The 12951-nt window shown below is 43.6% G+C and carries 13 protein-coding genes and 1 pseudogene; 7 read left to right on the forward strand and 7 right to left on the reverse strand.

What is annotated here, in order from left to right; translation table 11 throughout:
* The 4 genes and pseudogenes from FZC78_RS24055 to FZC78_RS21570 all read left to right on the forward strand — a co-directional run.
* Window positions 1–263: pseudogene (locus FZC78_RS24055) on the forward strand (IS4 family transposase); the annotation flags it as partial.
* Between the two features lie 154 nt (window positions 264–417).
* On the forward strand, window positions 418–789 hold the full coding sequence (locus FZC78_RS21560; protein ID WP_148942141.1) for a helix-turn-helix domain-containing protein: 372 nt from the start codon (window positions 418–420) through the stop codon (window positions 787–789).
* Window positions 790–1130: 341 nt separating this feature from the next.
* Complete coding sequence (locus FZC78_RS21565) at window positions 1131–2018, forward strand: alpha/beta fold hydrolase (protein ID WP_148942142.1); 888 nt, start codon at window positions 1131–1133, stop codon at window positions 2016–2018.
* 662 nt (window positions 2019–2680) lie between these two features.
* Window positions 2681–3850: a MalY/PatB family protein gene (locus tag FZC78_RS21570; protein WP_148942143.1), complete on the forward strand. Its 1170-nt coding sequence runs from the start codon at window positions 2681–2683 to the stop codon at window positions 3848–3850.
* Between the two features lie 151 nt (window positions 3851–4001).
* Here the strand turns inward: FZC78_RS21570 and FZC78_RS21575 are convergent, their stop codons facing one another.
* The 3 genes from FZC78_RS21575 to FZC78_RS21585 form a co-directional block, all read right to left on the reverse strand.
* Window positions 4002–4535: a superoxide dismutase family protein gene (locus FZC78_RS21575; RefSeq protein ID WP_148942144.1), complete on the reverse strand. Its 534-nt coding sequence runs from the start codon at window positions 4533–4535 to the stop codon at window positions 4002–4004.
* Between the two features lie 335 nt (window positions 4536–4870).
* The gene (locus tag FZC78_RS21580) at window positions 4871–5080 is read right to left on the reverse strand and encodes a hypothetical protein (RefSeq protein ID WP_148942145.1); all 210 of its coding nucleotides are present in this window, start codon (window positions 5078–5080) and stop codon (window positions 4871–4873) included.
* Window positions 5081–5198: 118 nt separating this feature from the next.
* Entirely contained in the window at window positions 5199–5945 is a 747-nt protein-coding gene (locus tag FZC78_RS21585) for a peptidylprolyl isomerase (protein ID WP_148942146.1), read from the reverse strand.
* Window positions 5946–6331: 386 nt separating this feature from the next.
* On the opposite strand from FZC78_RS21585, the gene FZC78_RS21590 reads away from it, so the two are divergent.
* Window positions 6332–6730 (forward strand): kinase-associated lipoprotein B, encoded by a 399-nt coding sequence (locus tag FZC78_RS21590; protein WP_148942147.1) that lies wholly within the window; start codon window positions 6332–6334, stop codon window positions 6728–6730.
* A 40-nt stretch (window positions 6731–6770) separates the two neighbouring features.
* On the opposite strand, the gene kapD is transcribed toward FZC78_RS21590, so the two are convergent.
* On the reverse strand, window positions 6771–7388 hold the full coding sequence (kapD, locus tag FZC78_RS21595; protein WP_187442843.1) for a 3'-5' exonuclease KapD: 618 nt from the start codon (window positions 7386–7388) through the stop codon (window positions 6771–6773).
* A gap of 401 nt (window positions 7389–7789) precedes the next feature.
* Here kapD and FZC78_RS21600 point away from each other — a divergent pair, with 401 nt between their 5' ends.
* Together FZC78_RS21600 and FZC78_RS21605 are read left to right on the forward strand one after the other, a co-directional pair.
* Window positions 7790–8998, forward strand: a complete 1209-nt coding sequence (locus FZC78_RS21600) for an MFS transporter (protein ID WP_148942185.1) — start codon at window positions 7790–7792, stop codon at window positions 8996–8998.
* A 46-nt stretch (window positions 8999–9044) separates the two neighbouring features.
* The gene (locus FZC78_RS21605; protein ID WP_148942149.1) at window positions 9045–10895 is read left to right on the forward strand and encodes a transglycosylase domain-containing protein; all 1851 of its coding nucleotides are present in this window, start codon (window positions 9045–9047) and stop codon (window positions 10893–10895) included.
* A gap of 466 nt (window positions 10896–11361) precedes the next feature.
* On the opposite strand, the gene FZC78_RS21610 is transcribed toward FZC78_RS21605, so the two are convergent.
* The 3 genes from FZC78_RS21610 to FZC78_RS21620 all read right to left on the reverse strand — a co-directional run bounded on the left by FZC78_RS21610 (window position 11362) and on the right by FZC78_RS21620 (window position 12898).
* Complete coding sequence (locus tag FZC78_RS21610; RefSeq protein WP_187442842.1) at window positions 11362–11565, reverse strand: hypothetical protein; 204 nt, start codon at window positions 11563–11565, stop codon at window positions 11362–11364.
* 380 nt (window positions 11566–11945) lie between these two features.
* Window positions 11946–12524 carry a DUF5366 family protein gene (locus FZC78_RS21615; protein ID WP_252183704.1) on the reverse strand — a complete coding sequence of 193 codons (579 nt, stop codon included), beginning with the start codon at window positions 12522–12524 and terminating at the stop codon, window positions 11946–11948.
* 122 nt (window positions 12525–12646) lie between these two features.
* Window positions 12647–12898 carry a hypothetical protein gene (locus tag FZC78_RS21620; protein ID WP_148942150.1) on the reverse strand — a complete coding sequence of 84 codons (252 nt, stop codon included), beginning with the start codon at window positions 12896–12898 and terminating at the stop codon, window positions 12647–12649.
* Window positions 12899–12951 lie beyond the last annotated feature (53 nt).

Here is a 12951-nt window from a genome sequence, read left to right on the forward strand (position 1 = left end):
AAGGCAACCTGGACCTTTCTAACTTATTTGGCAACTCCCCAAACGCTGTTTATAGCCAGGTTTACGGGACTCTTATCAGCTACTTCTTATTACGCTGGGTTTACAATGAAACAAAAGAAGAATGGGAAATCCTGCATTCATACACTTTTATAGAATTTACGCGCCGCTATATAGCGCACACTTTACCGATGGAAGTAAGGTGTGCCATTAAATCACTGTTTGGAAAATGGGGGAGTCTGTGTGTATCTACTGGAAAAATATAGCTAATCAACACCCGTGGACTGTCCCTTATCGTGCGGTGAAGCGTTAAGTCAGCAAAGCAGATTCCCTCACATTTTGTTCAATGATACGATGACTGATAATGGCGCTTACATGGTAATATAATAGTATAAAGGTTAATTTGATGGAGGGATCTATATGTCTCATTTCGGTCAAAATTTAAAGTTATTGCGTGAAGAACGGAATATCAGCCAAGAAGAATTAGCCATGCGGGCAAGACTCGGAAAGAAAACGATTGAAAAGTATGAAAGCGGCAATCAAATCCCTGATACCCAAACCATCCTGAAGCTGTCCACAGTCCTCGATGTTCCGGCTTCTGAAATGATGGAAAAAGAACTGCTGGAAAACCATCCCCAAGGAATCGATCATGAAATCGAACAGCTGATCAGCGAGATTGGCACGAAAAAAGCAAAGCTCATCCTGCGAAAAGCAAAAGAATTCTCTGAGGATGACTTTCTGCGGGTCATGCAGATGCTTTATGAAATCAAATACGGTTCAACCGTAGAATAATTTTTTAAACAAAATGTATAATTTTCACCTCAAGGGGCAATGCTTTTACTAAGCTTTCTAAGTATTCCCCCTTTTGTTTTCATTGTGGACGATATTTTATTATCGTCCTTTTTTTGTCTTTCAGCGGCTCTTATTTACTTCCTCCTCGATGCAGACCTTCTTTATCAAACTTCAGTCTGTTGAACAGCCTTAAGACCCAGTGGTGTAAAGAAGCCCAGTCTGCCGGCACCGCGGCTCTGTCCCCCTCCTAAAACAACATCACAATAATGCAATTTAATGGTGTTTTTTTATTCATGCAGGGTAAGATACAAGTACGTATTCTTATCAGGAGTGAGAGTAAAATGAATGATATCACTTACAAGGAAACCATTAATGGAGCAGAAATATTCTATGAACACCACCGCCATCCGTCTGCCCGGGAAACGCTTGTCCTTCTTCACGGGTTTCTTTCCTCTACTTTCAGCTTCCGGCACCTGACTCCGCTGCTGAAGGAGCAATATAATGTCATATCCGTAGATCTTCCGCCTTTTGGACAAAGCGGCAAGAAAACTGATTTTATTTATTCATATGAAAATCTCGCCAAAACCGTTGTCCTGCTTATGGAAAAGCTAGAAATAGACAAAATCCATCTCATCGGCCATTCAATGGGGGGGCAGATCGCTCTCAATGTCATGAAACAAAAGCCGGATCTTGTGGAGAAAGGGATTCTGCTTTGCAGCTCAGGTTATCTGAAGAAAATGAACTGGCCGGTAATGATGTTGAGCTATATTCCATTTTTCCATGTGTATGTAAAACTATGGCTTTCAAAATCCGGCGTGCGCCAAAACCTCGAAAATGTAGTCCACGATGCCAAGATGATCAATGATGAGATGATGTACGGCTATCTGAAGCCATTCCTGGATGATGATATTTTCCGTGCACTCACAAGGATGATCCGCCACCGCGAAGGCGATTTAAGCCAGCAGGATCTTCAGCAGATACAGACCCCCTGTCTTCTGGTGTGGGGGAAGCATGACCGGGTTGTTCCGCTCAGCATAGGAAAGAGACTGGATAAGGACCTGCCTAATTCTAAATTGATAGTACTTGAGAAAACAGGTCACCTGGTACCTGAAGAACGGCCGGAAGATGTTTTCAATTACATCCGCTCTTTTACAGACCGGGAGTACGAAGAACAGAAGGCAGAAACGAAAAGCAAGAAACCGATTTCAAACACCTTGCCCGTCACTTAAGTACTGTTTAAAAGAACAGCATTCAAGACATTTAGTGGTTATGGAGATGCATATGCAGTTCAGCCACTGGAACAGACAGCCTCATGTAAAGTTAAGAAATTACTTTTAAGAAAGGCTATTTTCGCATTTATTGTTGCTTTCGGATATCCCCGGATACTAAAGAGTTTTAACTCTAAACAGGGAAGAGCAGCTCTTTTCTTGTAGGTTTTGCCAGATTTCATCTTCTTAATAGGGTTATTTTTTTGAAAATTAGTATAGAATAGCAACAAAGTTTACGAAAAGAGCCTTATGAAAAAGGGATGTTCACCTGGGAGAAATACAGCTTTTCGCCGGCAGTATTCTCCTGAATGAACATCCTTTTTTTACAGAAGCGAAAGCACAACTGGGTAATTCCTGCTTCTTTACAATGACCTTCGAAGCTTCTGGATTGTCCCGCAAAAAGCTTCCATGGCCCTGAAGAAAGGTATAGTCCTTTTGAAAGTTTCTCACATGTAGTATTCATCATTTTTACATGTATGAAGTATATTTCAAGCATATGTTTTTAATCTTGCTTCTATCTGTTTTACCATATGATCTATAATTCTTTTTTGTTTTAACCCATTAACCCGCTTAGCCAAAAGGTGGACTCAGAGTAAAGCAGGCTTAAACTTAAAAAGGATGTGATGATGATGCATAATTTTGATAGCTCTCCTGACCGCAAAGGAACCTCTTCCGTAAAGTGGGATCTAACCAAGACGGTTTTCGGCCGTGATGATGTGCTTCCCATGTGGGTGGCTGATATGGATTTTCCTCCCCCCCCAGAAGTTTTGGATGCACTCCATAAAAGAATCGAGCATGGAATATTCGGCTATACGTATACCGGCGACTCACTGGGAAAAGCAGTCTGCAGCTGGATGAAGGAGCGGCACAACTGGGAGATCAAGGAAAGTTCCCTGTTGTACAGTTCCGGCATTGTACCGGCCATCGCCACCATTATCAAGGCTTTTACCGAGAAAGGTGATGGCATCCTGATGCATTCCCCGGTGTATACACCTTTTTTCAGCCTGGCCGAAAGTAATGGCCGCATACCGATAAAAGCTCCGCTGGTAATCAAAGAAGGCCAATTCACTGTCGACTTTCATGCATTTGAAGAAGCCCTTAAACATGGCGTCAAACTCTTCCTGCTTTGCAGTCCCCATAACCCGGGCGGCCGTGTCTGGACACAGGAAGAACTGTTGAAGATGGCGGAACTCTGTAAAAAATATAATGTCCTTATCATTTCGGATGAAATTCACGCTGACCTTGTTCATAAGCCACATACGCACATCCCTATCGCTTCACTAAAAAAAGAGATTGAAGATATCACCCTTACACTTGCTGCTCCAAGTAAAACTTTTAATATCGCAGGACTTCAAGCATCTGTAATGATCATCCCCAATAAGGAACTCCAGGAAAAGGTTGCCGAAGAGCACCAAAAGCAAGGCATCTTCACTCTGAATACATTTGGTGTCGTCGGCATGGAAGCGGCCTACTTACATGGAGGAGACTGGCTGGACAGCTTGATGTCCTATCTGGCTGATAATATAGAGGAAGTGAAAACCTTTGTAAAAGCAGAACTTCCTGAGTTGTCCGTCATGGAACCAGAGGCCACTTATCTCTTATGGATCGATTTCCGCGATACAGGCAAAACAGAAACAGAACTCCAGGACCTGCTCCTGAATAAAGGAAAGCTGGCTCTTGAACCTGGCAGCAAATTCGGCGAGGACGGAGAAGGATTTTTCAGGATGAATATCGCCTGTACAAGGGAAACACTGAGAGACGGATTAGAGCGGATGAAAAAGGCGCTCTCCTGAAAAACAAGCAAGGGGCAGAAACCCTTGCTTGTTTTTATTTGTCCAAGTGCACCCCTTTAAATTCAGCACACTTCAACTAAATTCACTCTCTGCTTCTTATTCCGATCAAGATTTTAATAGAAAAAAACCGACAACCAATCGGTTATCAGTTTCATTCTTTTTCTTTCTCACTCGTGATTTCTCCGCAGGCAATCCTATTTCCTGAATCTCCGGCAGGCTGGGACATTCCATCATCCTGTCCTTCATTAATAACAATGGATGTTCCATCTTTAGTGAAAAGAGAAGTCGGCCCTTTGGAAAGCGTCACTAATGGAGCCATAATTTGCCCTTTAAAAGATCCATCATCTTCCACAATCAAATTGGGCAGATCTCCTGCATGAGCTCCTTCTGGATGCAGCAGGCCATGTTCCTTATCCTCCGGGTTGAAATGATTTCCTGCCGATTCAAAATCAGGCGGATCGCACTTCCCCAGCTCATGAATATGGATGGCGTGAACACCCGGCGGGAGACCCACGAGATCCATGTCCAGCTCCACACCGGAAGCCTGCTCCTGGATGATGACCGTTCCTAATGAATCACCAACAGGGTTCTTTACATCAACCTCTGTTTTCTTTGGGTTCTCCAGTGCGCACCCTTGCAGCATTACGATCGAAGCCAGCAGTCCTGTCACTAACTTTGTATGCATCCTATCTCCTCCAACAACAAAATCGTCTATACCATTGTTGCCTTTGCTGGAAAAAAATATTCTCATACAGCGATTTTGCCCGGCTGATACCACTCATAAGCGATTTTATATTGTGAAGTTCGGCTTCATACTCGTCTCACTCTCAAAACAGGTGCTCTTGACCGACGCTGGCTCTGCTTCGGACACATCTCACCCGCAAACGAACAGCCCTTGACCGACGGTGGCTCTGCTTCAAACATACCTCACCTGCTAACGAGCTTCTCTTGCCCTCACCAGACCGCCAAGGAAGAATTACTTTTTACACCCAAATACCAGAAGCAGCCGACCGCAAACGCTCAACTCCTGCGGTCTTCCTCAGCAGCCTTTCTCGCTTCCTCTTCGGCACGTTTCGTTTTCTCTTCTTCTTTTTTAGATATTTTAATGAACCAGCGGAATGTCAGGACTGCGGCAGCCCCAAATAAAATCATCCAAAATGCAGCTGGGATATATTCTGTTTTGTCTTCTGGAAAATATAGAAACAGATTCAAGATAAATGCTTGAAGCATAGTAGTCTCCTTTCAAACTTGCAAACTGTAGCTATTATATCAATTCCTCTGGTGTAAAACCATGTCCAAAAACCAAACAAAAGCAGCTGCCTTATGGCTCAGCTGCTCCCAACTTTTCTTATTCTTTAACGACCTCTATTTTCTCAATGACGACATCTTCGGCAGGCTTGTCGTTGGCACCTGTTTCTACAGCCGCAATTTCATCGACAACATCCATGCCTTCGATTACTTGTCCAAATACCGTGTGTTTGTTATCCAGGTGAGGTGTTCCACCTCGCTCCATATACGTTTCAATCGCTTTTTTACCGAAGCCCGCTTGAACCATCTGCTGCTCCAATGAAGGGTCAACACTTGAATTCTGGACGATAAAGAACTGGCTGCCGTTCGTGCCCGGACCTGCATTGGCCATGGAAAGGGCACCGCGGATATTCAGCAATTCTTTAGAAAACTCGTCCTCAAATGGTTCACCCCAGACGCTTTCCCCGCCTGTGCCGGTGCCTTGCGGGTCTCCTCCTTGTATCATGAAGTCAGAGATAACGCGGTGAAAAATGACACCTTCATAATACCCTTCCTTGCTGTGTGTCATGAAGTTCTCTACCGCTTTAGGAGCTTGTTCCGGGAATAATTTAATCGTGATATCCCCCATATTGGTTACCATTTTTACAGCCTTTTCATTCTCTTGGATTTCGTCTGTCAATTGTGGATAGACGACATCACTGTCATCCACCGCTTCTGCCGTTTCCTGTTCACTTTCTTCAGGCTGGCTGCTGCCGGTATTCTGGTTATCTTCCTGTTCAGTCGAAGTCCCGCAGGCTGACAATAACAAAAGTAAGGCTGCAGCGACGATTGCTAAGTACTTTTTCATCAAAATTCCTCCATCATTTAAAAATTGTTTTGTATGTATAATAGTTGATAGTCCCTTTATATGGCAACACTCTCTATTATGAATTAGAATGAAAGTAAATGCTATATGTAATTAAGGCTGTTTTCGTCTATATTGTTTCTATTAAAAGGGCTTTGGCTTCCAGTTGAAATAGATGAAGCCAATCATCTTTAAAAAGAACTCAGCAAGAAGCAGCCGAAATAAAAGGCTCTTTTCTAAAGGATTGTTGCTTCTTAATGCTTTTTAACCTACTCCCCTTTTTACATAGAAGGATCTTCACTGCAGGCATGCGACCTCCTGCGGGATTACTTTTAACAAACACAATCTTTGCGAATAGAGCCAAAATAAAAATACTAGGAGGACGGCACATGTCTGATTTCAAAAACGGAGACATCGTAACAGCTCTCTATAAAACAGGAAAATACATAGGGGAAGTAACAGATTCACGGCCGGGGGTTTATGTGGTCAAAGTTTTGGCAGTTTTAAAGCATCCGCGGCAAGGTGACCTGCATAATCCCAAAGAGGTAGATGTCCCTCTATTTCATGAACGGAAAGCACTGGCTTTCAGAGAACGGGCCAATATCCCGGAAAAAATGGTCAAACCTTTTGAAGGAGATATCCCCGAATATAATGAGTCCCTGTCCAGCACTTTCAATGAATTGAAGGAACAGCTGGCCTCTGAGGATTCGGCTTTTGCAGCCAAGAGCCTTGAAACCCTTGAGAGCATTCAAAGGGAATATGAGTTGATGTATTCCATCAAGCTTTAGAACAAGTTAAAACCCAAATCAGCTTTTGATTTGGGTTTTGTCATGCCATCTGGTTAAAAAGCTTGGACAAGTCTATACGATCGCCGATTGTTGTGGGCTCCGCTTTATCCAGGTACTTTTTATCCTTTTCTACTAATTTATAGATGTGGTAAGTGGTCAAGGCATCATCCAGCGCTTTGTGATGCTTGCCTACACCCTCACGCCCATATTCCTGGACGGCTTTCCATAGGCCGGTTTGGTTCTGGTCTCCGAAGAACCGCTTGTATTCCATCGATAAGTCAATGAATTCCCCTGTAAAAGGAAAACTGATTCCCGCCTTGCTGCAGTTATTCCGAAGCACCTTCATATCCATATTGCCCCACGTAATAATCTTGTTCTTTCCTCTCCGGTTCAGTTCACTCAGGTACTGAATCAATGAATGAAACGGGATCCCGTTATCCACATCCTGTTGAGAGATTGATAAGAACTGCTTGCATCGCTTCGTTAACACCGGGAACGCTGCGGGTTTTACATAGGATGAAAACTTATCGGTGACTTTTCCATTTTGAACTGCTACCAGGCCCGTCTCAATAATTTCAGGAAAAAAGCCCCTCGGGTTCTGGTGCCTCTCCGGCATCGAAAATTCAAAATCAATGATGATCAATTGACTGCCTTTCAACTGATTTCCCTCCCGACATTCGGTTATCCTTCAAGAAAAAATAACTGCCAAAAACCTCTGCGTCTTTATTCTATTTATTATATCATGATTACACCAAAAATTATGACAATTTAAAAACTTTTGTCTAAAAAGGAATCATGACTGATGTACAGGCTTTCCGGGTACTAATTAGTGACAGTCACGCCCCGAAATATGTCGAAACAAAAGTGGAAGCGCCCTGAACAGCCCCGACAGGCAAATGCTCTCAAGAGAAAAAAAGCGGGCTTTCCTAGAGGTTGATTGACATTTCCCTAACCAAAAAGTATCAATGGTTGCATAGACAGGAGTATAGTTTATACTATTAATATTTAGTAATCCGAAATATATAATAATATTATTACGAACTAAAGAAGGTGTTGTGTATCTCTATAGAAAAAAGAAACTTAACGATCATGTGGTTCGCCAACTTCCTTGTCGCAGCCAGTGCCACTATGGTCCTTCCGTTTCTCTCTTTGTATCTTGAGACCTTTGGGGACTATAATAATGCATTTGTCCAGCGGTGGTCAGGCTATGTATTCGGTATAACCTTTCTCGTCGCATTCTTTATTTCTCCTGTATGGGGAAGAATCGGAGACAAGTATGGATTCAAACCGATTTTGCTGATAACCGGCTATGGCATCTCTCTCTCGATTTTCATGATGGGCTTTGTCGATTCTGTCATGGGCTTATTTCTGCTGCGGATGGCTATGGGAGCTGTGACGGGATTCATCCCTACCTCTCTTGCTCTCATTTCTTCTCAGACACCTAAGGAAGTTGCCGGCAAGACGCTGGGCACCTTGCAGATGGGGACCGTATCAGGAGGACTGTTCGGCCCGGTCCTTGGAGGAGTGATGGCCGATTCTTTTGGATTTTCTTATACATTCATCATTACATCCATTGCCATTGCCCTAGCGGCGACGGGTGTCTTGTTCGGGATTCAGGAAGTCAGAAAAAGTCCGGGTAAGACCAAGGCGACCCGCTATTCCAGCAAACAGGTATTTCAGCATATCTTGAGACACAAACTTTTATTTACAGTGATGGTCATCTCCTTCATCATCCAGGTAGCGAACTTCAGCGTCCAGCCGCTTTTAGCCCTTTATGTGGATGAACTGACCGCCACAACCAATATTGCTTTCCTTGCCGGACTGGCCTTTTCTGCTACGGGGGTAGGAAATCTGCTGGCCACGAGGAAATGGGGAAAGCTTGGGGATGAAATCGGATATGAAAAGGTTCTGTCCATTTTACTGATCCTGGCATGTATCTTTATTATTCCACAGGCTTTGGCCGATGAACTATGGCAGCTGATCCTTTTCCGCTTCTTATTCGGAATTGCGATTGGCGGGATGATTCCAAGCGTCACTGCCTATATCAGGCAGGAAGCACCCCTTTCCATGCAGGGTGAAGTACTTGGCTATAACCAAAGTTTTCGCTTCCTGGGAAATGTTGCCGGTCCAGTATTAGGTGGAATTCTATCAGGATTTGCAGGAATTTCCTCTATTTTCTATATTACGGGTGCTTTATTCTTAGCGGCTTTTGGATTATTATGGTGGAGTATGCGTCATTCCGAAAGCCAGGTAAAAGAACAATATTAGTTCTTTGCCTTCCAAACCTTACTAAAGCATGAGATGAGTTGAAAGCATGAGAACCGCTGCCGGTTATATATTAGTATTTTCACTGTTTCCTTTTTTCCTGTTCATCCTTTTTTCCACGGCAAAAGAGATTAATAAAGTTCAAGGCTTTCAGGGAGCTCTTGAGCAGGCTGTCAGTGAAGATAAGTTCAATATCACGAAAACCAGCTTGCTGACCGATAAAGACGGCAAAGTTTTTTCCGAGATGAACAGGCCGTTCCGGCTGTATGCGGATGATGAGGATATTCCTGACTTTGTTAAAGAGATTCTCGTCGCCTCCGAAGACCAGCACTTCTATGACCATGTCGGTTTTGATGCAGGCGCCATTATCCGGGCACTTGTTAAAAATCTGGTCTTCACCCATATTCAGCAGGGAGGAAGTACGATCACACAGCAGCTGGCACGAAACCTTTATCTCGGCCAGGAAAAAACCTATAACCGCAAACTGACCGAGTTATTCTACGCGCATGAAATTGAAAAGACTCTGACCAAAGAGGAAATCATGGAACTGTACCTTAATATCATTTACTTCAGCAACGGCGTATATGGTATCGAAACAGCTTCACAATACTATTTCCAAAAAAAGCTTGGGGACCTGAACCAGGCAGAGCTTGCCTTCATTACAGCCATCCCCAACAACCCAAATAAATATGATCCTGTCGACCATTTTGATCAGACAAAGATCAGGCAGGAACGGCTGCTGGACATCATGCAGCAAACTGGAAAGCTGACAGAAAAAGAAGCCTCCGAGCTAAAAGAGGTTCCGATCAAATTGAATGTACGGAAAAAAGTCGATCACTACCCCGATTACGCTGTGTATGCTCAATCTGAATTGAGAGAGCTCGTTGCCAGCCAGGAAGGGTATTTAAAGAAGCTGGAAGCAGCCGCCAGCCCTGAACAGAAGCAGAAGATTTACGATGATTTCGATAGGCGGATGAGTGAAGTGATCAATTCAGGCATCATTATCCACACCTCTCTTCACCGTAAAATGCAGGAAAAAAGCAAATCTGCTTTCCAGAACAGGTTGAATTATAAAGAAATTGAAGGTGCCAGCATTACGGTTGATAACCAGTCGCGGCAAATTGTTGCGATGATCGGCGGAAAGGACTACCAAAAGTATAATTTCCACCATGCCTATCAAGCCTTCCGCCAGCCGGGATCTTCCATAAAGCCGCTGCTTGTGTACGGTCCATATATCGAAGAGACCGGGGCATCTATTGCGGAGAGAGTTAACGCAGATAATTATTGCATCGGTAATTACTGCCCGATCAACTACGGCGGCAGACAGTTCGGAACAGTGACGTTGAACACGGCTTTTTCACAGTCCTATAACACACCGGCACTTCGCCTATTCGAAAAAGTCGGAATAGACAAAGCGTTTGCTTTCCTTACAAAGTTCAATTTTGAAAAAGTCCAGGAACAGGATTACACCTATGCAGCTTCCATCGGCGGCTTCACCCACGGGATGTCGCCGCTTGAGATGACAGATGCCTATACTTCCTTCATAGATGGAAATTATCAGCCTTCGCGTTCAATCACAAGAGTGACGGACTATAATGGGAAGGTACTGTACGAATGGAATGAACCCAAAGAAACCATTTGGTCGCAAGGTACAACAGAGAAAGTAAGAGCAATGTTATCCAACTCCATGCAGAACGGAACAGGAAAATGGGCAAAAATAAACGCCCCTTATGCCGGTGTCAAAACCGGAACAACCAACAATTATCATGATTACTGGGTTCTTGGCCTGACCGATCTGTACACGACAGGCGTATGGATCGGGTCCGACATCCCGCAAAACATGGAAAAGATCGAAAGCGACCGTCCGAGCCATTTGATCTGGAGAGACATTATGAACTAACAAAGACCAGATTTTCTGGTCTTTCTTTGCGGAATGATTTAGAAACACTGAAATCACGTGGTCTCAGATGCAGGAATAATCCTCCTTTGACTATCCGCCATGCAGCCCTGGAAAACCCCGGCGAACAGGACAGACAAGGCTGCATTCTGACTTTGAGTAAGAAAAGAGCATAAAAAAAGTACCTGTTTGCTATTAAGCTTGCAGGTACCTTTTTATGTAAAAAAGTTTGTTAGGTTCAATTCGGCTTCTTTACTATTCATTCTCTTGAAGACCGACCCAGCAGCCCAAGAGTGATAAAGATTCCGATCCCCGCAGCTAATAGCATAAAGCTGGAGAAGGCTGAGGGATAAGTGTACCATCCAGCAATCAAGCACACTGAAATCAAGAAAATATTAAAGAGAATCCGCAGCTTTTTTCTTTGCCCCATCATCCTTCTCACCTCCAGAAAATTCAACAGCAGTGAAGGCTATTCGCCCCCTCCGCATCCACCGCCGTCGCCTCCTCCAAAACCGCCTGAGCTGTCACAGTTATTGGAATCACTGTAACTTCCCATAAAAAACGGAGAAGAAGCATCCCCTCCAGTTCCTCGCCGCTTCGCAGGCTGAGATAAACCGACCGCTATAAAAATAATGAGTAATGGGAGAAACATAAAAATAATTGTCGCTGACATTGTCATCACCTCTTACATAACTATACGATTGATTCGTCAGAAGGTTTCAAAAATTACAAAAAAGGAAAAGGTACCAAAACAAATTGCACTGATACCTCTATTTTGTTCGTATGGTCTACAAAGGACTCGGGCATTAACTAAGCGTAACCAAAAGATAACGGGAAGATTAGCTGGGAAACATACCATCAACCTGAGGAAATCAGAAGTTACAGGTACGATAAGCAAAAGAAATCACCAGCTCTTGGTGGGGTTTTCAAATATTTAAAAGATAATGCTCCTTTAACAAAGCTTACGGACCATTAAGATTTCCATTTCCACAGCATAAAGCCCGTAAACAGAGTTTACGGGCCTTTGAGATTGCTAGATTCAAAACAAACAGGTCAGTTCAGCTTAACCTCTGACATGATCGGCAGACTCGCCATCAGTCCGTTATACAGTTTCAAGAGAACTAAGAAAACTATCAAGAACAGCGAAGACCATGTAATCACCTGAAAGAAGATAACGCCGAGTAATCCTGGTTTTGTCAAAGAAGGGCTTATCTTGTAAATGAAATAAACAAAGTAGGCAATGGATGTCAATGCAAAAATCGCCAGAAGTCCCAAGAAGGATTTAAGGCTTACGACCGACACGAGGGCTCCGATGAAATACACCATTGATCCAGAACGGACTCTGTGGAGGATTTCCCCTTCATTATCCTGTGAGAAAAACAGAAGAGATACTTCATTTATTGTCTCAGCAATGAGTTTCAAAGCTGCAAACACCATGAAACAGACGATCATCAGGAGAATAAGGAGGATAAATTTCAATTCAAGATCGGAAAGAAACTCCCGCATTCCAGGATAAACACCGATTTTTTTAAAAAGATCCACAAACACATCAACACCATAGACAGAAAACGTCAAACTGAACAGAAGTATAGAAAATAATGGCAAATAGCCTGTTAAATATGTATTTCGCACGCAGTTCTCCCCTTGATTTAATTTACCGCATGTCCATCATAATCTTTTACGGCAAAATTGAAAAGGGAGGCCGGCGCCTAAGTATACCAAAAGCAGTGCTTCATAGGCGCCTGCTCTTTAAATTACTTTGCAAGACGAATATATTCCCTCGGTTTGAAGGGCTCCCGGGTGACTTCTTCCTGCAGGTCGGCAACAGGCTCTACCTCGATTGCCGCTTCTGCATCGACGACCTCACCATCCACGCCGGCCGGCTGCAGCAGGTTCTTGTTTGTCCATTGATTTTTCTTTTCCTCCTGCTCTTGCTCCTGAACATACCAGGCCCCTAAGAACATACTGGAAAAAATCATGGCTGAGACGGTTTTTTTCATTCTCATACTACATCACCACCTACGGATAGCATGCGCTTTTTTGGCTCATACTATTCGCA

Source organism: Rossellomorea vietnamensis, from assembly GCF_008180415.1.
Classification (GTDB): domain Bacteria; phylum Bacillota; class Bacilli; order Bacillales; family Bacillaceae_B; genus Rossellomorea; species Rossellomorea vietnamensis_C.

Coding starts and splice junctions, on each gene's coding strand:
- FZC78_RS21580 (WP_148942145.1), bottom strand. CDS start 5,080: ATGCTTCAAGCATTTATCTTGAATCTGTTTCTATATTTTCCAGAAGAC.
- FZC78_RS21620 (WP_148942150.1), bottom strand. CDS start 12,898: ATGAGAATGAAAAAAACCGTCTCAGCCATGATTTTTTCCAGTATGTTC.
- FZC78_RS21585 (WP_148942146.1), bottom strand. CDS start 5,945: ATGAAAAAGTACTTAGCAATCGTCGCTGCAGCCTTACTTTTGTTATTG.
- FZC78_RS21575 (WP_148942144.1), bottom strand. CDS start 4,535: ATGCATACAAAGTTAGTGACAGGACTGCTGGCTTCGATCGTAATGCTG.
- FZC78_RS21565 (WP_148942142.1), top strand. CDS start 1,131: ATGAATGATATCACTTACAAGGAAACCATTAATGGAGCAGAAATATTC.
- FZC78_RS21610 (WP_187442842.1), bottom strand. CDS start 11,565: ATGTCAGCGACAATTATTTTTATGTTTCTCCCATTACTCATTATTTTT.
- FZC78_RS21590 (WP_148942147.1), top strand. CDS start 6,332: ATGTCTGATTTCAAAAACGGAGACATCGTAACAGCTCTCTATAAAACA.
- FZC78_RS21605 (WP_148942149.1), top strand. CDS start 9,045: ATGAGAACCGCTGCCGGTTATATATTAGTATTTTCACTGTTTCCTTTT.
- FZC78_RS21560 (WP_148942141.1), top strand. CDS start 418: ATGTCTCATTTCGGTCAAAATTTAAAGTTATTGCGTGAAGAACGGAAT.
- FZC78_RS21570 (WP_148942143.1), top strand. CDS start 2,681: ATGATGATGCATAATTTTGATAGCTCTCCTGACCGCAAAGGAACCTCT.